At 70.6% G+C, this 22883-nt stretch carries 18 protein-coding genes; 5 read left to right on the forward strand and 13 right to left on the reverse strand.

The genetic code is table 11. The features are described 5' to 3' along the window. Positions 1–294: 294 nt before the first annotated feature. Positions 295–1974 (forward strand): FAD-dependent monooxygenase, encoded by a 1680-nt coding sequence (locus OHA05_RS12390; protein ID WP_328860594.1) that lies wholly within the window; start codon positions 295–297, stop codon positions 1972–1974. 151 nt (positions 1975–2125) lie between these two features. After that, the gene (locus tag OHA05_RS12395) at positions 2126–2995 is read left to right on the forward strand and encodes an LLM class flavin-dependent oxidoreductase (protein WP_328860595.1); all 870 of its coding nucleotides are present in this window, start codon (positions 2126–2128) and stop codon (positions 2993–2995) included. 92 nt (positions 2996–3087) lie between these two features. On the opposite strand, the gene OHA05_RS12400 is transcribed toward OHA05_RS12395, so the two are convergent. After that, complete coding sequence (locus OHA05_RS12400; RefSeq protein WP_328860596.1) at positions 3088–3669, reverse strand: flavoprotein; 582 nt, start codon at positions 3667–3669, stop codon at positions 3088–3090. A 174-nt stretch (positions 3670–3843) separates the two neighbouring features. Next, positions 3844–5049, reverse strand: a complete 1206-nt coding sequence (locus tag OHA05_RS12405; RefSeq protein ID WP_328860597.1) for a lysylphosphatidylglycerol synthase transmembrane domain-containing protein — start codon at positions 5047–5049, stop codon at positions 3844–3846. A 350-nt stretch (positions 5050–5399) separates the two neighbouring features. On the opposite strand from OHA05_RS12405, the gene OHA05_RS12410 reads away from it, so the two are divergent. Beyond that, the gene (locus tag OHA05_RS12410; RefSeq protein ID WP_328860598.1) at positions 5400–6200 is read left to right on the forward strand and encodes a class I SAM-dependent methyltransferase family protein; all 801 of its coding nucleotides are present in this window, start codon (positions 5400–5402) and stop codon (positions 6198–6200) included. Here OHA05_RS12410 and OHA05_RS12415 read toward each other — a convergent pair. Both OHA05_RS12415 and OHA05_RS12420 read right to left on the reverse strand, forming a co-directional pair. After that, positions 6181–6654 carry an anthrone oxygenase family protein gene (locus OHA05_RS12415; protein WP_328860599.1) on the reverse strand — a complete coding sequence of 158 codons (474 nt, stop codon included), beginning with the start codon at positions 6652–6654 and terminating at the stop codon, positions 6181–6183. The two genes, OHA05_RS12410 and OHA05_RS12415, sit on opposite strands and share 20 nt — an antisense overlap. A gap of 159 nt (positions 6655–6813) precedes the next feature. Then, on the reverse strand, positions 6814–8436 hold the full coding sequence (locus OHA05_RS12420) for a vWA domain-containing protein (RefSeq protein WP_328860600.1): 1623 nt from the start codon (positions 8434–8436) through the stop codon (positions 6814–6816). A gap of 449 nt (positions 8437–8885) precedes the next feature. Between OHA05_RS12420 and OHA05_RS12425 the strand changes: the two genes are divergently transcribed. Continuing rightward, positions 8886–9497, forward strand: a complete 612-nt coding sequence (locus OHA05_RS12425) for a DNA-binding response regulator (RefSeq protein WP_328860601.1) — start codon at positions 8886–8888, stop codon at positions 9495–9497. Positions 9498–9513: 16 nt separating this feature from the next. Here the strand turns inward: OHA05_RS12425 and OHA05_RS12430 are convergent, their stop codons facing one another. The 3 genes from OHA05_RS12430 to OHA05_RS12440 all read right to left on the reverse strand — a co-directional run bounded on the left by OHA05_RS12430 (position 9514) and on the right by OHA05_RS12440 (position 14278). Continuing rightward, a complete protein-coding gene (locus OHA05_RS12430; RefSeq protein ID WP_327684097.1) occupies positions 9514–10371 on the reverse strand; it encodes an ABC transporter permease in 858 nt (285 codons plus the stop codon). Then, complete coding sequence (locus tag OHA05_RS12435; RefSeq protein ID WP_328860602.1) at positions 10368–13139, reverse strand: alpha/beta fold hydrolase; 2772 nt, start codon at positions 13137–13139, stop codon at positions 10368–10370. The genes OHA05_RS12430 and OHA05_RS12435 overlap by 4 nt, the downstream gene beginning before the upstream one ends. A 191-nt stretch (positions 13140–13330) precedes the next feature. Then, on the reverse strand, positions 13331–14278 hold the full coding sequence (locus tag OHA05_RS12440; RefSeq protein WP_328860603.1) for a class I SAM-dependent methyltransferase: 948 nt from the start codon (positions 14276–14278) through the stop codon (positions 13331–13333). A gap of 122 nt (positions 14279–14400) precedes the next feature. Between OHA05_RS12440 and OHA05_RS12445 the strand changes: the two genes are divergently transcribed. Then, positions 14401–15588: a S8 family peptidase gene (locus tag OHA05_RS12445; protein WP_313946248.1), complete on the forward strand. Its 1188-nt coding sequence runs from the start codon at positions 14401–14403 to the stop codon at positions 15586–15588. A 70-nt stretch (positions 15589–15658) separates the two neighbouring features. On the opposite strand, the gene OHA05_RS12450 is transcribed toward OHA05_RS12445, so the two are convergent. From OHA05_RS12450 to iolC, 6 genes are all read right to left on the reverse strand, one after another. Further along, entirely contained in the window at positions 15659–16237 is a 579-nt protein-coding gene (locus tag OHA05_RS12450; protein ID WP_328860604.1) for a DUF4291 domain-containing protein, read from the reverse strand. Between the two features lie 209 nt (positions 16238–16446). After that, positions 16447–17946, reverse strand: a complete 1500-nt coding sequence (gene mmsA / locus OHA05_RS12455) for a CoA-acylating methylmalonate-semialdehyde dehydrogenase (RefSeq protein WP_328860605.1) — start codon at positions 17944–17946, stop codon at positions 16447–16449. Between the two features lie 11 nt (positions 17947–17957). Continuing rightward, positions 17958–19832 carry a 3D-(3,5/4)-trihydroxycyclohexane-1,2-dione acylhydrolase (decyclizing) gene (gene iolD / locus OHA05_RS12460; protein ID WP_328860606.1) on the reverse strand — a complete coding sequence of 625 codons (1875 nt, stop codon included), beginning with the start codon at positions 19830–19832 and terminating at the stop codon, positions 17958–17960. Next, positions 19829–20806, reverse strand: coding sequence for a 5-deoxy-glucuronate isomerase (iolB, locus tag OHA05_RS12465; RefSeq protein ID WP_328860607.1), 978 nt, complete (start codon positions 20804–20806; stop codon positions 19829–19831). The genes iolD and iolB overlap by 4 nt, the downstream gene beginning before the upstream one ends. A gap of 16 nt (positions 20807–20822) precedes the next feature. Further along, positions 20823–21707, reverse strand: a complete 885-nt coding sequence (locus OHA05_RS12470; RefSeq protein WP_313946243.1) for a Cgl0159 family (beta/alpha)8-fold protein — start codon at positions 21705–21707, stop codon at positions 20823–20825. Next, the gene (gene iolC / locus OHA05_RS12475) at positions 21704–22789 is read right to left on the reverse strand and encodes a 5-dehydro-2-deoxygluconokinase (protein WP_328860608.1); all 1086 of its coding nucleotides are present in this window, start codon (positions 22787–22789) and stop codon (positions 21704–21706) included. Before iolC ends, OHA05_RS12470 begins: the two co-directional genes overlap by 4 nt. Positions 22790–22883 lie beyond the last annotated feature (94 nt).

Genomic DNA, 22883 nt, shown 5'->3' on the forward strand with positions numbered 1-22883 from the left:
CGCGCAGCCCTCGTAGCGTCGGACCGGGGACGCACGGGGGACGCGGATCGTGGTGGGCGTGAGCCCTCCGCATCGCCTCTCCCGGTGAAGGCGGGCCCTCCGGAGCACCTCCCCCGGTGAAGCGGGCTCTCCGGAGCACCTCTCTCGGTGGGCATGCCCCCTTGGAGCGCGGTGCGCCCGAACCGCCCCGATCCCAGCTCTCCGTAGGCCCCTAGCGCCCGGATCGCCGCTCGCGCCCCGCCGGGTGACCATGGAATTCGGGACAGGCTCGGGGCCAGGCACTGGGAGACGCCCGTGGCGCACACTCACGACACCGACGTACTGATCGTCGGCGCAGGCCCGGTCGGGTTGAGCGCCGCCGCCGAACTCCGCCGCAGCGGGCTGCGCTGCCGTCTCATCGACCGGTTGCCGGCCCGTCTGCCGTACGCAAAAGCGGTCGGCATCCAACCGCGCACCCTGGAGATCTGGGACCGGATGGGCCTGGCCCGCGCCATGCTGGAGGCCTCCACTCCGATGCGCGGTCAGCTGATCTACGGCAACGGCGAGGAGCAGGCGCGGATCGACCTCGCGCTGCCGCCCGAAGTGCCTTACGGATTCGCCGCACTCCCGCAGTACGAGACCGAACGCCTTCTGGAGGAGTACGTCGCGGGCCTGGGCACCTCCATCGAACGCGGCACCGAGCTCATGTCGTTCGCCCAGGACGGGGACGGGGTCACCGCGCAGCTGACCACCGCCTCCGCTGCTGCCGAGGAGGTACGGGCCCGCTACCTGATCGGGTGCGACGGCGCGCACAGCACCGTCCGCAAGGGTCTGGGGCTCAGCTTCGAGGGCGGAGCGTTCGCCGAGGAGTACATGCTGGCCGACGTCGTGGCCGACTGGGACTTCCCGCAGGGATACGGCATACGGTCCCTGCACCGCGCCGACGACGGCACCACCGACGACCTGCTGGTCTGTATTCCGCTGCCCGGCGCCGGTCGTTACCGCATGTCGATGCTGGTACCGCCCGAACTCTCCACCCAGGGCCCGAACGCGGCATCGGCGGGCGACGGCGTCGCGCACGGCATGGAGGGCGGGCGCACCCCGGAGCTGTCCCACATCCAGGCCGTCGTCGACCGCCTCTCCCCCAAGCCGGCCGCTGTCTCCGACATGCGCTGGTCCTCCGTCTTCCGCATCAGTCACCGCATCGTCGACCGCTACGGCGAGGGCCGGGTGTTCGTCGCCGGCGACGCCGCCCACATCCACCCGCCCACCGGCGCCCAGGGCATGAACACCGGCATCCAGGACGCCTGCAACCTGGCCTGGAAGATCGCCCTGGTCGTCCGCGGAGAGGCCCGGCCCGAACTGCTCACCACCTACGACGCCGAACGCCGCCCCATCGGCGAGGAGGTCGTCGGCCGGACGGTCCGCCACGCCACCCAAGGAATGGAGACGGACCCCGACGACCCGCAGATGCTGATGCTCCGCGGAGCCCAACTGCTCGTCGGCTACCGGGACGGCCCGCTCGCCGGCTCCCCGTACGGCCCCGTCGACGCGCCGCAGCCGGGCGATCGGGCCCCGGACTGTGCGGGCTTGACCGGCCAGATCGCCGTCTACCCGATGCGCCTTCTCGACATCCTGCGCGGGCGGACGGAGCATGTGCTGATCCTGTACGCGTCCGACACCGCAGACCTGGCGGAGGCGGCCGAGGCCGCCGGGGTGACGCGGAGGACCGACGCGTCCGACGGCCTCGGTGCCCGGAGCGGACCGGATACGATCGCCGTCCTCGACCGCGAAGCCGAAGCTGCCGACGCTCCTGTGACGGTCCCGCAGTACCGCGACGCCGCTGGGGAGTTCGCCGGCCTCTACCGTCCCGACGGTCCCACAGGCTTCATCGTCCGCCCGGACGGGCAGCTCGGCGCGCGCTTCGCGCTGGCGGAGACGAAGCAGGCCCTGTCGGCCTACTGGGGAGCCTTGTCCGCGTCCGGGGCGGGGTGATCACAGCGGTGGGGCCGCCGAGCCTCGGGAGCCGTGCCGGAGCAACTCCCGAGGCGCTCCCAGCCGATGGCCTGCTCCCGCCCGGGACACCGCGGGCCGGCCCCACACGTTGTTGTCGTCGCACGTACCGCAGACGGGTAGGAAGAGCCTCATGACTGCTCTCGGTGCCGTTTTCCGTCCCCAGCTACCTCCCGAGCGGCTGCGCGGTATCGCGCGTGCGGCGGACGAGGCGGGGCTCGAGGAGTTGTGGCTCTGGGAGGACTGCTTCCTGGAGAGCGGGATCGCCACCGCGTCCGCCGCTCTCGCCTGGACCGAGCGGTTGCGGGTCGGGGTCGGACTGCTGCCGGTGCCGTTGCGGAACGTCGCGCTGACGGCCATGGAAGCCGCCACCCTCGACCGGCTGTTCCCCGAGCGTGTCGTCCTGGGCGTAGGACACGGCGTACAGGACTGGATGGGGCAGGTCGGTGCGCGAGCCGAGTCGCCGGTCACGCTGTTGCGCGAGTATCTCGAGGCACTGCGAGCTCTCTTGCGGGGCGAGCGGGTCACGACCGACGGTCGTTATGTGAAGCTCGACGGCGTTGCACTCGACTGGCCACCGGCCGTCGCACTTCCCGTACTTGCGGGGGCGGTCGGGCCGCGCTCACTGCGCCTGACCGGTGAGGCAGCCGACGGAACCATCCTCGACGCCAGCATGTCGCCCGACGCCGTCCGCAACGCCCGTCGGCTCATCGACGAGGGCCGCGAGGCCGCGGGGCGTACCGGACCGCACAAGACCGTCGTCTATCTGCACACTGCGACGGGGCCCGGAGCCGCCGAACGCCTGAAGGCGGAACTCGCGGACGGGAACGGAGGCTCGACGGAACTCGGTGTGGCCGGGGACGCGGACACGATCGCCCGGTTCGTCGAGCGGTTGGCGGCTGCCGGTGCGGACACGGTGGTCCTCCAGCCCACGCCCGATGAGCCGGACCCCGAAGGCTTCGTACGGTTCGTGGCCGAGGAGGTCCGTCCCCTGGTCCCGTGACCGGTCCGGAGGCTGGGTGTGACCGGCCGGCCCCGTGACGTGGGCCCCGTGACGTGGGCCCCGTGACGTAGGCGGCGAGGCCGGGGGACGCCTCACAGCAGGCGCCGGCCGGTCGCCGTCTCTTCCTCGACCGCCGCAAGGATCGCGCGCCACGGCACCGTGAGCCCCTCCGGCTCCTGCCGGGGCTCGTGCAGCGGCCAGACGTCGGGGCCCTGGACCAGCCGTACGTCTCCCGAGAGCAGGGTCTCGATGTGGCGCGTCCACGCCGGGTGCCGGGCGTGTGCGGCGTTGATGCGAGGGAACACGATCACCGGGACGCCGCGCGTTCCGATCGCCTCACCGACCTGGGTGAGGGCTTGATTGTCGGCGATACCGGTGGCGAGCTTCGCGACATAGTTCGCGCTCGCCGGGGCGACGACGTAGCAGTCGGCTGTGGGGTGCGGCCTGGGCTCGTCGGGCAACCGGGGCGTGTCACGCACGGGCAGGCCTGTCGCGGCTTCCAGGAGCGGCAGTTCGCCGGCTGCCCGGAGCCAGCGGGCGGCTGTCGGGGTCAGCGTGACGGCAACCTGCCAGCCCAGGGTCAGGGCCGGCTCCACCAGTCCCGTACGCAGCGATTCGACACCGTCCGTCGCCGAACCGACCACTCCGAGAACGCCTCGCCTGCCTGTCGTCACCGTGTGCCCACCTCGTACGGTCGCCGGTCCGCGGTCGCCGGTCTGCGGTCGGTCTGCGGTCTGCGGTTGTCGTCGGCCATCCGCCGTGCTGTCGCGGCGAGTCTGGTCGGTGAATGCGATCAAGGGCAAGGCGAGGTTCATACGGTTCGCATGGTTCGCACGGTTTCGCGCGTCTTACAAGATCCGCCAACGGACCAGCGCCGCCAGTACCGCCACCCCCGGCAGGAGCGGCAGCCACACGGTGAGCAGGCGGAAGCCGAGAACGGTCGCGGTCGCCACCACCAGCGGAGTTCCGACCATGACCAGCGCGACGGCCAACGCTGGTTCGACGGAGCCGATGCCTCCCGGTGCGGGGATCATGCCGGCCGCGATGCTCGCCGCCAGGTAGGCCACGACGATGTGGTACCAGGGGACGGTGACCCCGAGGGCGAGCGCGACGCAGACCAGAACACCGGCCTGGAGCAGAGGGAAGGCCACCGCGCCGCCCCACAGGGCCAGCGTCCGCGAGGGCTTCTTGTGCAGCGCCCGCGCGTCGGTGAGGGCGGTCCGCAGGAAGTCGAAGACGATCCGACGCAGCCGCCGGGCCACGAGCAGCACGACAGTCACCGCCGCGATCAGGACGACCGCGACGAGGACCACGGCGAAGACGGCCCGTCCCGGCGGCACGAGTTCGTCCAGCCGCAGCGCGCCCGGGAACGCCAGCACGAGCGTCACCAGCAGCCCGACCCTGGCGATCGCCTCGACCAGTGAGTAGAGAGCGAGGGCGGCCGTCGAACGGTCCAGCGGAATGCCGCAGCCGCGCAGAAAGCGCAGGGTGACGACGTGTGCGCCGAGTCCCGCGGGGAGGAGGTGGTTGGCCGCGCCGGCCGCGAACTGCGAGGCCAGGAGCTTGCCGGCGGGCAGCCGCTCGACGATGGTTCCCTGCCGGACGCACGATGCCGCCACCCAGCACAGCCCGGTGACGACGCCGCCCATGACCAGCCAGCCGGTATGGGCGCCACCCAGCCGGCTGACTCCGGAAGCGACCAGAGACCAGTTGCTGACGGCCCAGGCGGCGACCAGGGCGAACGGTACGAGGCAGATGATCTGCCGCACGGGAAGCCGCCGGAGGCCTTCGAGCAGCTGCCGATGCCGCGCCGGCGGCGCGGGGGCAAACACCTGCTCCCCGCCCGGGGCGAGACCGTCCATCCCGTCCGGGGCAGGGGCGTCGGCGGGAGTGGGTACTGCTCCGCTCCGAACGTCGGGCAGGGCCTGACCGTCGGGTTCGCCCGGAACGGGGGTCTCGACATGAACGGGCGTCTCGGCCTGAATGGGGGTCTCGGACGGAGTCGGCGTCTCGGACGGGGTGAGGGTCTCTGGCGGGGGGAGGGTCTCAGGCATGGCCACGCTCTCGGCCGTCCTTCTTCGTCGGGCGCGTCACGCTTCGCGAGCGCGATGGGGGCGGGAGTGGCTTTCCGGAACCTGCCCTTCGCTTCCGACATCCCGGTGTCCTGAAGCCGACATCCGGTGGATACGTCGGTGGCGGACACACGTCGACGGACCGGAAGGCGTTCGGGCGACGGGTACGCGCCGGCGCAATGGAGACACGCCAGGTGCCGGCCACAGCTGTGTACATCAGCTGTGTACGTCAATGGGCGTCACCGTACGGGGATAGGCCTCGGCATACTCAGAGCCACATCGAGTAGGGGCGCGGATATCACCTGCTCGCCCCGGCCCCGATGCTGAGCGTCATGACGAACCGGCTGAAAAGCATGCAATGGGCGGCCATGCGACTGCTGCTGAGGAGCGTCGGGCGGCTCAGTGAGGGCGTGAGGATCGGCTACCGACACGGCTTCGACAGCGGGTCGATGCTCGACTACGTGTACGTCGACAAGGCGCACGGAGCGCTGGGAGTCGGTCGGATCATCGACCGCGTGTATCTGAACGCCGTGGGCTGGCGAGCCATCCGGGCGCGCCGTGAGCTGCTCAAGGACGTGCTGCGTAAGGAGATCGCGGAGCGCGGCGGCGATGTCTTCGTTCTGGATGTGGCGTCCGGACCCGGCCGCTATCTCCAGGATCTGGTGGAGGAGCACCGGGACAGGTCGGAGACATCGCTGCGGGTGGAGTGCCGCGACCTCGATCGCGCCGGTCTGGCCCAGGGCAAGGAACGGGCGCGGGAGCGAGGTCTTGAGGGCATCTCGTACGTCCACGGCAACGCGCTCGATCCCCTCCCCTGCGACCGCGCCCCGGATGTGATCGTCGTGTCCGGGCTCTACGAACTACTGCTGGACGACGCCGTGATCGCCGCGTCCGTCGACCGGCTGCGCGGACTGCTCGCTCCCGGCGGTGTCCTGGTCTACACGACGCAGACCCACCACCCGCAGCTGGAGTTCATCGCCAATGTGCTGCCCAATCGGGACGGCGCGCTGTGGGTGATGAAGTGCCGTCCCGTCGAACTGGCCGAGGAGTGGGCAGCCGCGGCCGGCTGCACCGGGGTCACCAGCCGACGGGAGTCGGTGGGGCTGTTCACCGTCACCACAGCGCGGCGCTGACCATCAGCGCGAACGCGGCGATGGTGAACAGCGTGCGGACGACGTGCAGCTGGTTCCAGCGCGGTTCGAAGGCCGCACGGACCTCGGCGGCCGGAGCCGTCGGTGTGGCGTTCTCGGACGCGGCGAGCGCGTTGTTCAGTGGGATGTTGCCCGCGATGGTGATCAGGTGGTTGATCACCGCACAGGCCAGACCGGCGACGAGCAGCCACTGCTGGGTGTCCGTGCGGTCGTCCACGGAGATCGCAAGGGCGAGAGCCGGGAAGACGATGATTCCGGCGAATGTCAGCAGGAACAGCGGGCGCGGCACGACTTCGTTGATGCGGCGCATGGCCGGCAGGAATTGATCGTCGGTCAGCTTGGCGAGCGACGGCATGATCGCCGTCTGGAACGTCAGCATGAAGCCCGCGTACAAACCGTTGAAGATGATCGCGAGCGCAAGGAGAAGGGTGGCCATGGCGGACATCATGGCCCGGCACGGCAGGGAGGCGCAGCAGTCCTGTCGTGCCGCTCGACCACATGTCGCCTCCCTACCGCCCTTCCCCAGCCCGTCATTTCCTTCCGACCGTCAGTCGCCCGCTCCTTCTGTCCGTCGCGCCTTCGGCCCTCCGGGACCTCAGTCCTTGATTCGCTGCGCCTGGGTGATCGACTCGGCGAGCTGCCGTACCGCGCCGTCCTCCGTGGTGTCCGCCAGCTTCCTTGCTCGCTGCGCCAGTTCGCCCAGCCCGGGTGCGCCCGGCATCGAGCCGCCGCGCAGGGACTCGGCGAAGTACGCCGCGACCGCGGTGACCTGGAACCTGCTGGAGGCAGCGCCCCACAACGCACCGTCGACCGCGTTCGTCTCGACCGAGCCTGTCTGCTCGTGCGGTGCCCGCGTCTTCGGGTCGAGCCAGCGGACTGTCGCCGTGGCGACGTGGCCGCTCGCGCCCTCACGCAGCCGCACCGCGTAGAGGGCCGTGACCGTGTGGCCCGGGCCGACCTCGCCGCCGTCCACCCGGTCGTTGCGGAAGTCCTCGTCCGCAACGGCCCGGTTCTCGTACCCGATGAGACGGAACTGCTTCACCGTCTCGGGGTCGAAGGCCACCTGCGCCTTGGCGTCGCGCGCCCGCAGTTCGACGTGGCTGGGCAGCTGGTCCACGAACACCTTTCGAGCCTGCTCGCTGGTGGAGACGTAGGTGGTGTGGCCGTCCCCCTTGTCCGCGAGCCGCTCCATGAGATCGTCCCCGTACTCACTGCCGACCCCGACGCCGAACAGCGTGATGCCGTGTTCGCGTCGGGCCTCGTCGATCCGGTCGAGGATCGCTTCGGCGTCGGTCTCGCCGGTGTTGGCCAGGGCGTCGGAGAGCAGGACGACACGGTTGGTGGCCCCGCGCCGACGGCCTTCGACAGCCTCCTCGTAGCCGGCCCGCACGCCCGCCTCGACATTGGTGGAGTCGGTCGGCTCCAAGCCGTCGATCACCTTGTGGATCCGGGAGCGGTTGCCGTCGAGGCGGGTCATGGGCAGTCGGGTCTCGGCCTCGTCGCTGAAGGTGACGACGGCGATGGAGTCGTCGTCGCGCAGCTGGTCGGTGAGGATTCCCAGCGACTCCTGGACGAGATCGAGCCGGCCGGGCTCCGCCATAGACCCGGAGATGTCGATGACGAAGGTGAGGGCGGCGGGCGGCCGTTCGCCCTTGCGGTCGGACGGGCGGGTGGAGAGCCCGACACGCACCAGCGACCAGTCGTCGCCACCTTCCACCTCGCCGCCGACCTCTCCTCGGGCCTCGCCCTCAGAGCCACGAGGACGAGCTCCGTCGACGGTCACCGAGAAGCCGTCCCCTTTGGGCCGCGGATAGTCCTGCCGGAAGCTGTTGATGAACTCTTCCGGCCGGATGTTCTCCGCGAGGGGCTGCTGTCCATCCTTCAGCGTGCGACGGGCGTAGCCGTACGAGGCGGTGTCCACGTCGAGCGCGAACGTCGAAAGGTAGTCGGCCGGCGGCAGGGACTTTTCGTACGCATCATTGTCCTGCCGCTCCCCTTCTGTGCCGCCGTCCACGCCCGTCGCAGGCGCACCTCCTCCGCCGTCCGGAGCGATGGGAGCGGGTGCCGGCCCGGCACCGTCGTTCCCTCGCTGTTGGGAACCGTCGTAGGAGGAGCTTCGGTCGCTCTGGCCACCGGCACTGCAGCCGGCGGTCAGCAGCATCCCTCCGGCCAGTACCGCAGCGAGTAGTCCCCTGTACGTCCTTGCGTAGAGCTTCATCCGGGCCCCCTGGTCGTCAGCACTTGTGAATGTGACGTCCGAGACGGTCCAAAGGAGCAGACGAAGGAGTTGCGGATGAGTCTCAATGCGGCAACGGGCGGAAGGAGTTAATCCGGTCCGTGGAGCGGCTGAGGTGCCGGCGCGCGCTGTCGTTCGGTCATGGTCCCCGTTCCTTGTCCCTCGTGTTCGTGCCTCCAGCTTGCCCACGCCAGGCGCCGAGCAGAAGGGCATGGCAAGGACTCGCCAGTCTCTGACCAGGCTCTTGTCACGATGAGCAGCGCTGTGCGTACATGGAGTTGCCTACGCGGATCCGGGGGGACGGACCGTGGGGCGGCGGGAAGGCAGGGGGATGGTGTGCCATGTCGGTGGCAGTGGTTCCGGGCTCCGTGCTCGGCCAGGAGATGACGAGGTCTGTCCTGCGGGAGACGCCAGGACAGCCGGTCACGGGAGTGGCGAACGTCAGAGCGGCCTTGACGGGCCTGGTCCGCTCGGCACGTCGCGAGCTCCTCAGCTTCGACGACCCGGCCGGGGCACTTGGTCGCGGGATCGCGGAGCCCTTCCTGGAATTGGCTTGCGCGGGCGACCGTGCGAGCGGCGAGCGGACCGCCACGGTCCGGCGTATCGCGCCCCGCCACAGTCTGGTGCATATCCGCGATGGTGCGAGCTTTCCCGGTGACTCCCGGGTGACCGACACCATTCCGTTCAAGATAATCGTCGCCGACCGCGCGGTCGCCGCCGTTCCTCTTGACCTGGAACTGCACGACAACGGCGTGCTGCTGATTCGCGATCCCGTTGTCGTCCAGACCTTGGTCCGCACACATCGCGCCTGGTGGGACACCGGCGAGGAACTGACACAGCATCCGGCGCCCGAAGAAGCGCCGGTCCATCTGCGGCCGGTGCTCAAGGCCTTGCTGGCGGGACTCACCGACGAGGCGGCCGCGCATCGGCTGGGTATGTCCGGGCGCACATACAGCCGGCGTGTGGGTGAGCTGATGACCGCCCTCGGCACGACGAGCCGCTTCCGGGCGGGAGCGGAAGCGGCCCGTCGAGGCTGGGTCTAGGCCTGTCGCGAGCCGCCTACGACACGATGTCCTTCCGGGAGAAGTTCCGGAAGGCGAGCGCGAACAGCACCAGCGCATAGGTCACCGATACCGCTGCCCCCTTGACCATGCCACCCCACTCCAGCTGCGGCTGGAGGGCGTCGATCCAGGCGAACTGCCAGTGCGCCGGCAGCACATCGCGCCACGAGCCGAGCGCGGTGACCGCGTCCAGCACATTGCCGACGATCGTCAGGCCGACCGCTCCGCCGACCGCGCCCAGAGGGGCATCGGTCTTGGTGGACAGCCAGAACGCAAGCCCCGCCGTGACCAGTTGGGAGACAAAGATGAAGGCGACGACGAGAGCCAGCCGCGGCGCGGTGTCGCCTGTGGCGAGAGATCCGCCCGTGGGCAGTTCCAGTGGCCCCCAGCCGTAGGCGATCGTGCCCGCGATCAGGGCGACGAGTGGCAGCAGCACCATCGCTGCCGCACTGAAGCCGAGCGCCACCGCCAGTTTCGACCACAGCAGTCGGGAGCGCGGCACGGGCGCGGCCAGCAAGTAGCGCAGGGACGACCAGCTCGCCTCCGACGCCACGGTGTCCCCGTGGAAGAGCGCCACCGGGACCACCAGCAGAAAGCCGGCCGAGACGAAGAGGGAGGTGGCGGCAAAGTTCGCGGCCGAGGCGGTGGCCGTGTCGATGAGGGTGATCCGACCGCCCTCATCACCGTCCGGGGTACCGCCGATGGCGAAGGCGATGATCAGCACGAGGGGCAGTGCCCCCAGTACCGCGGCCATCACCATGGTCCGCCTGCGCTTCAGCTGCCGCACAGCCTCGACGCGCAGCGGCAGCGTGTGCCGCGCCCGGTATCCGGGGGCCGAGTCGACCAGCGTGCTCATGCGGAACCTCCGATCAGGGTGAGGAAGGCATCCTCCAGGCGGCGGTGCGGGCCCACTCCGGTCAACGGCACGTCCAGCCGGACGAGTTCGCTGATCATCGACGTGGCACTTGCACCGTCCAGTCGGACAAGCAGTCCTTCGTCCACACGGACGGCGGAGCCGATCCCTGCCAGGGCGCCGATCTTCTCGATCACCGGGTCGGGCACCTCGGTGCTGGTGGTGACCAGCAGGGTGTCGCCCTCGCCCGTGATCTCCGCGACCGGTCCTGCCTGCACCAGCCGGCCGCGGTCCATGACCACCAGATGAGTGCAGGTCTGCTCGACCTCGGACAGGAGGTGACTGGAGACGATGACCGTGCGGCCTCCGGCGGCGTATCGGATCATCACGTCCCGCATTTCGCGGATCTGCGGCGGGTCAAGGCCGTTGGTCGGCTCGTCGAGGATCAGCAGATCCGGCAGACCGAGCATGGCCTGAGCGATGGCGAGACGCTGTCGCATGCCTTGTGAGTAGGTGCGTACCGCACGGGCGAGGGCGTCACCGAGTCCCGCGATCTTGAGGGCGTCCTCGATGTGCGCGTCCTCTGCGGGGCGGCCGGTTGCCCGCCAGTAGAGCTCCAGATTGTCGCGGCCCGACAGATGCGGAAGGAAGCCCGCGCCTTCGACGAAGGCGCCGACCCGGGAGAGGACGGGCGCACCCGGGCGGATGGCCTGGCCGAAGACCCGGATTTCGCCCGCGTCGGGACGGATGAGGCCCATGAGCATGCGCAGTGTGGTGGTCTTGCCCGCACCGTTCGGTCCGAGGAGACCGAGCACCTGCCCCTTCTCGACGCGGAAGGAGAGGTCCTGCACGGCGTAGCGGTCGGAGGACTTCGAGTACCGCTTGGTGAGTCCGGTGATCTCCAACGGGACGTCGGCGAGTTCGGGGTCCGGTGCCGGGGCGGCGACGCGGCGGCGGGCGGTGAACAGCAGCGCGGCTGCCACGAGCGCGCCGGCGGCCGGGAGGCCCCAGGTCCACCAGGGCAATCCCGAGGCCTGGGTCTTCACGGCCGGCGCAGTGGGCACCGACAGCGCCGCGCCGTCGGCGAGGGCGACGGTGTAGGTCGCGGGGTTCGGCGGCGAGGCGTATGCGAGGTCGGTCGCGGAGAGCACGAGACGCAGCCGGTGTCCGGCGTCGACCTCGTGGTCCACGGCGGGCAGGGTCAAGGAGACGTTCTTGGCCTGCTGGGCGCCCCCAATGCGGACGGGGGCGACGAGCTGAGAAGGCAGGACCTGCTCGCGGCCGTCGGGGCCGACGTCGTAGACCTTCCCGAACAGCACCGCGTCGCCGTTGGAGGAGGTGACGTTGACGCGGACGGTCGGGGAGCCGGTGATCCGCAGGGACTGCTTGAGGGGGCGCGATTCGAAGCGGGCAAACTGGCCGGGGAAGTCGAGGGAGAGTCCGACTCCGAGGGAGGAGAGCTGGTTGATGCCGCCGCTGATGCCGGGGACGGCGGAGATGGCGGGCGGGGTGCCGCCGGCCGGGTTGGCAAAGGTCTGCTCGCGGCCGCTGAGCGGGATCGGCCGGGCGCCGCTCTCCAGGCCCGGGTAGCGGTTGCCGGTCGCGCCGCGCAGCAGTGCCTGGCCGTCGGTGGAGTCGACACCTCCGGTGCGGCTGACGCGGAAGGCGGGACCGGTGTCGGCGTTCTTGTCCTGGCCGAGGTAGCGGTCGAACCAGGAGCTGATGCGGCTCTCGATGCGGGCGCTCTCGCGGTCGCCGCCGTCGTGTCCGCCGGCGATCCAGTCGACGGAGACGGGCGCGCCGTTGGCCTTGATCTGCTGAGCCATGGCGTCGGCATGCGCAAGCGGGAAGAGCGAGTCGGACTGGCCCTGGATGATCAGGGTGGGCACCTTGATGCGGTCGCCGACGGCGGAGGGGCTGCGGCGTTCAAGGAGCTGCTCGGCAGCGGCGTCGGGCTTGCCGGCGACGGCGACGCGCTCGTACATGGCGCACAGTGCGGGCTGGAAGCGCCCACAGGCGCCGGGGTTCGCCGGGCCTGCCGGGGATCCGGGGTCGCTGTTGCCGCCCGACCCCGCGGGGCCGTCCCCGGCCCCGGCCGGAGCGTCTCCGGCGGGGGTGTCGGCCGGTGCATCGCCGGCGGGGCCGGCGGGATTGCCGCCCGCCGAGCCGGTGGAGAAGAAGATGCCTGCCCAGAGCTTCTTGAAGACGCCGTTCGGGAAGAGGGCGTCGGAGAGGTTCCAGTAGGAGATCGCCGGTGCGATGGCGTCGACCCGCTTGTCGTAGCCGGCGGCGAGGAGAGAGATGGCGCCGCCGTAGGAGGCGCCGGCGACTCCTACGCGCGGGTCGCCGTCGGCGTCCAGCTGCACCCCGGGGCGGGCGGCGAGGTTGTCGATCAGCCGGGAGACGTCCTTGACCTCGTGGTCGGGGTCGTTGAGGCCGATCTGTCCGGTGGATTCGCCGAATCCCCTGGCGGACCAGGTCATCACGGCGTAGCCGTCGCGGGCGAGCTTCTCCGCCTGCGCGCGGACGTCGTCCTTGCTGCCGCCGAAGCCGTGTCCGAGGAGAACGGCCGGACGCCGTTCGCTGCCGCCGGCCGTGAAGAAAGAGGTGTCGATCTTCGCCCCGGGCATGGCCTGCACCTTGTCCTGCCGGTGCACGGTCGGGGCGCTGTCGTCGGCGACCGCGGTCCAGGTGCCCGCGCCGGCGAGGACGGCCAGGGCAGCGCCGCCTGCGAGCCATCGGCCGCGCGGCCGGGGAAGTCGGATCTGCATGGTTGAAACCCTAAGCGGAATGCCTGTGGGCTCTCGGCTGCCGCCAGGGGGAAGTGGTCGGCATCCCCGAGTAGTAGGTGGGGAGGTCGGCCTACACCAACCGCGGTATACGCGAACCCCTGCGTGTAAGGGGCTGGCCGTCGCCCGGTACCGGCGCCCGGCCCTCCCCGCCCCCCTGCGGCCGGCTCTGCTCAGCCGGGCCAGGTGGCGGTCACCAGCCAGAGACGCGCCGTGAGCACGACACCGCCCTCGCCCTTACCTTCGCCTTCGCCCTCACTCTCGCTCCAGCCGTCGCCCTCGCCCTCTCCCCTGTTCCCGCCCTCTCCCCTGGCCCCGCCCTTACCGTCGCCCCTGTTCTCGAAAGCGCGGAACGCCTCGGTGGCGGCCGCGCGGGCTCGGGTCACCGCGTCCGGATCGGCGTCGCGCAGCCAGTGGCGCATCGGGCCCCAGCCGAAGAGGAAGCCCGTGGCGTCCTCGGCGTCCTTGCCCCACAGCTGGCGGACCTCGAGTTCCGTCGCGGTCGCGTTCTCGTAGCCGGCGTCGCGCAGGATGCCGGTCGTGCGGGTGGGGTCGGCGAGGGAGGCGGGTCCGGTTTCGTCGTCGCCGGACAGATTGGGCAAGGTCACCTGGGTCGCGATCGCTGTGAAGATCTTGTACTGGCCCATGTGCCGGAATACCTGTGGACAGACGAAGGCGAGCCGCCCGCCGGGCCGCAGAGCACGTCCGACGTTGGCGAAGGCGGCGACGGGATCGGCGAAGAACATGACGCCGAAGCGGCTGAGAGCGACGTCGAATGAGGCGTTTTGGAAGGGGTGCACCTGGGCGTCGGCGCGGACGAACGAGACGTTGTCGATGCCCTCTTGGGCGGCTGTGGCGCGGGCGGTTTCCAGCATGGGTCCGGAGAGGTCGACCCCGAGGGCATGTGCGGCCTGGCCTGCGGCGATGCGGGTGAGGTGGCCGTTGCCGCAGCCGATGTCGAGGACGCTTTCGGAGGCGGTGATCCGGGCCGCTTCGAGGAGTGGGGTGGTGGAGGGACCGTAGACGCCGTCGTAGCGGGCCGGGTTGTCCGCCCAGTGCCGCCCCTCGTAGCCGTTCCATGCCTCGGCCTGATGGGTGTTCACAATGTGTGCGTCCGTCATGCGAACCATGGTGACGCTCTCTTGTGTCGTACGTCACGTCACGAGACGCTGGTCAGCGCGTCCGCATCCCCTGGCACCATGCACACCCGTACTTGCCCGTCTCCCGGTCAACGAAAGGTCAGGTGCACGAGATGAGAACCCCCACCCGCCGCTTCGGTGCGCTGATACCCGCAGTCGCACTTGCGGCCGGTCTCCAGTTCGCCGCTTCCCCCACCGCGCAGAGCGCGACGATCGGCGACCTCCGTCTCGCTCCTTCCTCAACTGCCGTCGCCAACAGCTGGATCGTCGTCCTGAAGGACGGTTCGACGCGTGCCGCGGACTTCGGTGTCACGCCCAAGCACACCTATCGCAACGTCCTCGCGGGCTTCTCCACGTCGATGTCCGACGCGAAGGCGGCGAAGCTCGCCGCCGACCCCCGCGTGAAGTACGTCGAGCAGAACCAGACGGTTCGCCTCAACGACACCCAGACGAACCCGACCTGGGGCCTCGACCGCATCGACCAGCGGGACCTGCCGCTGTCGAAGTCGTACACCCACAACACGCCGGCGTCGAACGTGAACGCGTACATCATCGACACCGGAATCCGCACGTCCCACAGCGAGTTCGGCGGCCGCGCGAGCGTCGGCACGGACACGGTGGGCGGCGGTCAGAACGGTCAGGACTGTCAGGGACATGGCACCCACGTCGCCGGTACGGTCGGCGGCAAGACGTACGGCGTCGCCAAGGGCGTCAAGCTCATCGCCGTACGCGTCCTGGACTGCAACGGCTCCGGCACCACCGCCGGTGTCATCGCGGGCGTCGACTGGGTGACCGCCAACGCCAAGAAGCCGGCGGTGGCCAACATGAGCCTGGGCGGCGGGACCAACACCTCGCTGGACAACGCGGTCAAGAAGTCCATCGCCTCCGGCGTGAGCTTCGCCGTGGCCGCGGGCAACGGCAACTTCCTCGGCATCCCGCAGAACGCGTGCAACTCCTCCCCCGCCCGCGTCCCCGAGGCGATCACGGTCGGCGCGACGGACAACACGGACCGCCGGGCGTCGTTCTCCAACTTCGGCACCTGCCTGGACCTGTTCGCACCCGGTGTGAACATCACGTCCGCGTGGCGGACCAACGACACCGCCACCAACACGATCTCGGGCACTTCGATGGCCACGCCGCACACGGCGGGCGTCGCGGCGCTCTATCTGGCGACCCACACCACCGCGACCCCGGCGCAGGTGCGGGACGCCCTGGTGAACAACGCCACGAACAACAAGGTCCAGGACCCGAGGACCGGTTCGCCGAACAAGCTGCTGTACTCGCTGTTCTAGTCCGTACACGGACGCCGAACAGATGAAGCCCCCGGGACGCGGCCGGTGCCGTCGCCTCCCGGGGGTTTCCTCATGCCGCGTCGTCCGGATCCGGATAGGGACGCTCGTCAGGCAGCAGACCGCGGGCGGTGTCCAGGTAGCCCTGACGGACCAGGGCGTGGATCCGGTGGGCCAGCGGAGTGACGTCGGTGATGGAGAGGGTCCACTCGTCCGCGTAACGGCGTGATGCCTCACCCGCGAGGCCGAGCTGGAGCGAGCGGTACGGCAGCGGCCGCAGATGCAGATCGCGCTCGGGATCCCACTGCACCCTGGCCGGTGACCTCTTCAACTCCCGCTTCCAGGACGCGTGGTCGGTGTACACATCCCTGTCGTAGTGCGAGAGACAGGAATTCTCCAGGGCCCAGTCGAAACCGTCGCGGGCGATCTCGACGGCCAGGACGATCTCCTGGCCTTCCTTCAAGCCCCAGCCGCAGCGGTACATCATCCACAGGAACGACGGCTTGATCCACGTCATGCGGTCGCGCTTCCAGGACGCGGGGAAGCGCCCGTCCCGCGCCGCGGGAACGCCGATCGTGGGTGAGTACGCCTGGTAGACGGTGATCGTCGAGGCGGTGTGGAGCGCTCGGATGCGGCGCGCAGGCTCGTGCATGCCCATCAGAGTGCGGCCGGGCCCCCACCACGAACCACTGATTTACGGCTGCGTCCGCGCGGCGGTCACGCTGTATTCGCACACGCCAACAACCGCGCGCCGCCCCGCTCCACCCGCGTCCCGGTCATGCCTCCGGCCCGCACGGATGAGGTTCCGTACGGGCCGGGAAGCACGGCAGGGGCCGGGAAGACGCCGAGCCGGGAGCGAGCTCAGTGGTTGCGCGGGAAGCCCAGGTCCACGCCGACCGGTGCCTCCGACGGGTCCGGCCAGCGGGTCGTGACCACCTTGCCGCGGGTGTAGAAGTGCACGCCGTCGTTGCCGTAGATGTGGTGGTCGCCGAAGAGCGAGTCCTTCCAGCCCCCGAAGGAGTGGTAGCCGACGGGGACCGGGATCGGGACGTTCACGCCGACCATGCCCGCCTGGATCTCCAGCTGGAAGCGGCGGGCCGCTCCGCCGTCGCGGGTGAAGATGGCGGTGCCGTTGCCGTAGGGGGAGGCGTTGATGAGGTCCACGCCGTCCTCGTACGTCTCCGCGCGCAGCACGCACAGCACCGGGCCGAAGATCTCGTCGCGGTAGGCGTCGGAGTCCGTGGAGACCTTGTCGAGCAGCGACAGGCCGATCCAGTGGCCGTCCTCGAAGCCGTCCACGGAGTAGCCCGTGCCGTCGAGGACGACCTCGGCGCCCTGGGCGGCCGCGCCCTCGACGTAGGAAGCCACCTTGTCGCGGTGGGCCTTGGTGATCAGCGGGCCCATCTCGGACGTCGGGTCGTTGCCCGGGCCGATCTTGATCTTCTCGGCGCGCTCGCGGATCTTGTCCACCAGTTCGTCCGCGACGGAGCTGACCGCGACGACCGCGGAGATCGCCATGCAGCGCTCGCCCGCCGAGCCGTACGCGGCCGAGACGGCGGCGTCCGCCGCCGCGTCCAGGTCGGCGTCCGGCAGGACCAGCATGTGGTTCTTCGCGCCGCCGAGCGCCTGGACGCGCTTGCCGTTGGCGGAGGCCGTGGTGTGGATGTAGCGGGCGATGGGCGTCGAGCCGACGAAGGAGACCGCGCTGACGTCCGGGTGCTCCAGCAGCGCGTCGACCGCGACCTTGTCGCCGTGGACGACATTGAGCACGCCGTCGGGCAGTCCGGCCTCCGCGGCGAGCTCGGCCAGCAGCACGGCGGCCGAGGGGTCCTTCTCGCTCGGCTTGAGCACGAAGGTGTTTCCGCAGGCGATCGCCAGCGGGAACATCCACATCGGCACCATCGCCGGGAAGTTGAACGGCGTGATGCCCGCGACGACGCCGAGGGGCTGGCGGATCGCGGCGACGTCGACCCGGTTGGACACCTGGGTGGACAGTTCGCCCTTGAGCTGTGTGGTGATGCCGCAGGCGAGTTCCACGATCTCCAGACCGCGGGCGACCTCGCCCAGCGCGTCGGAGTGGACCTTGCCGTGCTCGGCGGTGATCAGTGCGGCGATGTCGTCGCGGTGGGCGTCCAGGAGCGCGCGGTAGCGGAACAGGATCGCGGTGCGCTGCGACAGCGAGGCCGTGCCCCAGGTCGCGAACGCCTCCTTCGCCGCCGACACGGCCGCGCCGACCTCCTCGGCCGAGGCCAGTGCCACCTGGGTGGTGACGGCACCGGTCGCCGGGTCGGTGACCGGTCCCCAGTTGCCGGACGCGCCCTCGACGGTCTTGCCACCGATCCAGTGGTTGACGGTCTTCATTTCGAGCTCCTTCACAGATGGCGGCGTCGGGCTGCGACTTGCCGGTCGTACTCCTCCCGGGCCTTGACCGCCGACGGGCGGGTCGCGGTCGCGGCCACCGGAACATCCCACCACGCCTGCGCCGGAGGCGCGCCCGACACAGTGTCTGCCGTTTCGGTCTCGATGTAGACACCTGTGGGGACGTCGGCCGCGCGGGCCTCCGCCAGCGCTTCACGCAGGTCACGCACCGTCTTGGCGCGGATGACGCGCAGTCCGAGCGCGGCGGCGTTGGCGGCCAGGTCGACGGGCAGAGGGGCACCGGTGTACGTGCCGTCCGGTGCGCGATGGCGGTAGGCGGTGCCGAACCGTTCGGAGCCGACCGACTCGGAGAGACCGCCGATGGAGGCGTATCCGTGGTTCTGGAGGATGATCACCTTGATCGGGATGTTCTCCTGGACCGCTGTGACGATTTCGGTGGGATTCATCAGATACGTACCGTCGCCGACCAGTGCCCAGACGGGGCGCCCGGGCGCGGCCATCCCGACCCCGATCGCCGCGGGGATCTCGTATCCCATGCAGGAGTAGCCGTACTCGACGTGGTACTGGTCGGCCGACCGGGCGCGCCACAGTTTGTGCAGGTCGCCGGGGAGTGAACCGGCCGCGTTGATCACGATGTCGTCCTCGGTGACCAGCGCGTCGAGCACGCCGAGCACCTGGGGCTGGGTGGGCCGGGTGTCGTCGTCGCCCTCGTAGGAGGCGTCGACGCGGTGCTCCCAGCGCTCCTTGTCGTCGGCGTACTCCGTCTCGTACGCGGGCTCGACGCGGAAGCCGGGGCCCAGCGCGCCGGTGAGTTCCTCCAGTGCGGCCCGCGCGTCGGCGACCAGGGACAGACCCGCCATCTTGTGGGCGTCGAAGGAGGTGATGTTGATGTTCAGGAAGCGGACGGACGGGTTCTGGAACAGGGTCGACGAGGCGGTGGTGAAGTCCGACCACCGGGTGCCCACGCCGATCACCAGGTCGGCGGTGCAGGCGAGTTCGTCCGCCGTGGCCGTACCGGTGTGACCGATGCCGCCGACATCGGCGGGGTGGTCGTACGGCAGCGAGCCCTTGCCGGCCTGCGTGGAGGCGACCGGGATACGGGTCGCGTCGGAGAAGGCACGCAGCGCGCCCTCCGCCTCGCTGTGGCGGACACCGCCGCCGACGACCAGCAGCGGCCGGCGGGCCGAGGTCAGCGCGCGCCGGGCGGCGTCGAGCGCCGTGAGGTCCGGGCGCGGGCGGCTCACCTGCCAGACGCGCTCGGCGAAGAAGTCCTCCGGCCAGTCGTACGCCTCGGCCTGCACGTCCTGGGGCAGGGCCAGCGTCACCGCTCCCGTCTCGGCCGGGTCGGCGAGGACGCGCATGGCCTGGAGGGCGGCGGGGATCAGAGCTTCGGGCCGCATGACGCGGTCGAAGAAGCGGGAGACGGGGCGCAGGGCGTCGTTGACCGACACATCGCCCGCGTAGGGGACTTCGAGCTGTTGCAGGACCGGGTCGGCCGGGCGGGTCGCGAAGACGTCGCCGGGCAGCAGCAGGACCGGCAGCCGGTTGATGGTGGCGAGCGCCGCGCCGGTGACGAGGTTGGTGGCACCGGGGCCGATGGAGGTGGTGACGGCCTGCGCGGACAGCCGCCGGGACTGGCGGGCGTAGCCGACGGCGGCGTGCACCATGGCCTGTTCGTTGCGGCCCTGGATGTAGGGCATCTCCGGGCCGGACTCCAGGAGCGCCTGTCCCAGGCCGGCCACGTTACCGTGGCCGAAGATGCCCCAGGTCGCGTTGATCAGACGCGTACGGCGGCCGTCCCGCTCGGTGTACTGGCGGGACAGGAAGGCGACCAGCGCCTGGGCGACGGTGAGGCGGCGGGTGCTCATCGGTGGCCTCCCTCGGCCTCGGGTCGGGTTCCGTGGCCGGTCCCGGGTACGTCTGCTCCGGGTCCGGTTCCTGCCCCTGCTCCGGGTTCGGTTCCGGGGCCGGTCCCCGTCCCGTACAGCGGCAGCCGGGAATCGACCGGCTGCGTGGGCCAGATCTCGCGGATCCAGCTGTGGTCGGGGTGGTCGCGGATCAGCCATTCGCGGTCCGCGCCCGGTCCCGCCATCACGTTGAGGTAGTACATGTGCCGTCCGGGCGCGGCAATCGACGGGCCGTGCCAGCCGTCCGGGATGAGGACGGCGTCCCCGGTGCGCACCTCGGCGAGGACATCGGCGCCGCCGGCCCGCGACGGCGAGACGCGGTGGTAGCCGACACCGCCCTGCTCGATCTCGAAGTAGTAGATCTCCTCCAGCTCGGACTCGGCTCCGGGCCGGTGCTCGTCGTGCTTGTGCGGCGGATAGGAGGACCAGTTCCCGCCGGGCGTGAGCACCTCGACGGCGATCAGCTTGTCGCACTCGAACGTGTCGGCGGCGGCGAAGTTGTTGACCTGCCGCGAGCACGTCCCGGAGCCGCGCAGTTCGACCGGTACCTCCGGCGCGGGGCCGTAGCGAGCGGGGAGTCGTCGCTCGCACTTCGCTCCTGCCAGGGCGAAGCGGCCTCCCGCACCGGAGGCGATCTGGGCATGGGCATCGCGCGGCACATAGGCGAAGTCGCTCACTCCGCCGAAGACGCTCTCTCTGCCCTGCAGTTCGAAGAACTCGCCTTGTGTGTACACCGTGCAGCCACCGCTGAGCGGCAGCACGATCCACTCGCTGTCCCCGGTGTCGAGCGTGTGCGAGCCGCCCGGCTCCAGCTCCAGCACACGCAGACCGGAATACCCCCAGCCGGCCTGCTCGGGGTCGACGCGGAGGGCGTACGGCCCACTGGCCGCGCTGCCCGCCGGTACGTGCAGCTCCTGCAACTTGTCGGCGCTCATGACCTCTCCGTACCCCCTACAGCAGTCCTACGGCCGTATCGACCGCTCCGGCGACGTCCCCGTCGACCGGGTAGAGCAGCGAGCGTCCCACCACCAGACCCTGCACGGTGGGCAGTTGCAGCGCACCACGCCATTTCTCGTAGGCGCCGTGCTGATCGTCGCCGATCTCCCCTCCGAGGAGGACCGCCGGAAGCGTGGAGGTTTCCATCACCGACGCCATGTCGTCGGGGTTGTCGGTGACGGGGACCTTCAGCCAGGTGTACGCGGAGGTGCCGGCGAGTCCCGAGGCGATGGCGATCGACCGGGTGACCGCGTCGGCGCTGAGATCGTTGCGGAGCCGGCCGTCGGTCCGGTGACATATGAACGGCTCGACGAAGACGGGAAGCTGACGCTCGGCCATCTCGTCCACCGTGCGCGCGGTGGCGTGCAGCGTGTCGAGCGAGGCCGGGTCCTGGTAGTCGATGCGCAGCAGCAGCTTGCCCGCGTCGAAGCCGAGCCGGTCCAGGTCCTGGGCGCGGTAGCCGGTGAAGCGGTCGTCCAGTTCGAAGGAGGCGCCGGCGAGTCCCCCGCGGTTCATGGACCCGATGACCACCTTGTCGTCGAGCGCGCCGAGCAGCAGGAGGTCGTCGAGTATGTCGGCGGTCGCGAGGACTCCGTCGACACCGGGCCGGGAGAGGGCGAGGCAGAGCCGTTCCAGCAGTTCGAGACGGTTGGCCATGGCGAGGCGGCTCTCACCGACGCCGAGCGCGCCACGGGCCGGGTGGTCGGCGGCGATGATCATCAGCCGCCCGCTGTCGCCGATGAGCCGGGGCCGTCTGCGCCGGCGCGCGGCGGCCTCGGCGACGGCCTCCGGATGCCGGGTGCGGATCCCGACGAGCTCGGCGATGTCGACACGGCTCACGAAGCGGCTCCGGGCGAGTGGGGGGCCGGCGGGGGTGGTGGAGGCGTCCGGGGCGCGGTGTCGGACGGGGGCGGCGCGAGCGTGCCCGACGGGACCCCGGGCGCGGTCGGCGGCGGTGTCGGCGAGGGCGGCACGGAGCCTCCGGCCAGGACCTGGTCGACCTCGGAGGCGTACGGCATCGCGCTGGAGCAGGCGAGCCGGGCCGCGACGATCGCCCCGGCTGCGTTCGCGTACCGCATGATCTGCTCCAACGGCCGGTCGGAGAGCAGCCCGTGGCACAGCGCCCCGCCGAAGGCGTCGCCGGCGCCCAGGCCGTTGACCACCTCCACCGGGACGGGCGGGACCTCGGCGCGGGTGCCGTCGCGGTGCAGGGCGAGGACCCCCTTGGGGCCCTGTTTGACGACGGCGAGCTCCACCCCGGCGGCGAGCAGGGCGCGGGCGGCCGCTTCCGGCTCGCTCTCACCGGTCGCGATCTCGCACTCGTCGAGATTGCCGACGGCGACGGTGGCGTGGGGCAGGGCCTCGCGGTAGTACGGCCTGGCCTCGTCCGGGTCCGTCCAGAACATCGGCCGCCAGTCCAGGTCGAAGACCGTGATGCCGGAACGGTCGCGATGGGCGAGCGCGGCGAGTGTGGCGCCCCGGCTGGGCTCCGCGCACAGACCGGTGCCGGTCATCCAGAACACGCGCGCCTCGCGGATCGCCGCCAGGTCGAGTTCGCTCTCGTGGATCTCGAGGTCGGGCGCCTTGGGCTGCCGGTAGAAGTAGAGGGGAAAGTCGTCCGGCGGAAAGATCTCGCAGAAGGTCACCGGCGTCGGGTACGCGGCCACCGGCGTCACCCAGCGGTCGTCGACACCGAACTCGCCGAGGGCCTGGTGAAGATAGTCCCCGAACGCGTCCTGGCCGGTGCGGGTGATCACCGCCGTCCTCCGGCCGAGACGGGCCGCGCCGACGGCGACATTGGTGGCCGAGCCGCCGAGGAACTTCCCGAACGTGTCGACCTGTGCCAGCGGGACCCCGGTCCGCAGCGGATAGAGGTCCACCCCGATCCGTCCCATCGTGATCACGTCGTACGGCTGAGGCATGCGCGTCCCTTCACTTCGACGCCGGCTGCCCCCAGGTCTAATGCTCCTTCCTGAGCCCTGTCAACATTTTGTCCTGACATTCGGACGAAGGCTT

This window comes from Streptomyces sp. NBC_00306, assembly GCF_036169555.1.
Classification (GTDB): domain Bacteria; phylum Actinomycetota; class Actinomycetes; order Streptomycetales; family Streptomycetaceae; genus Streptomyces; species Streptomyces achmelvichensis.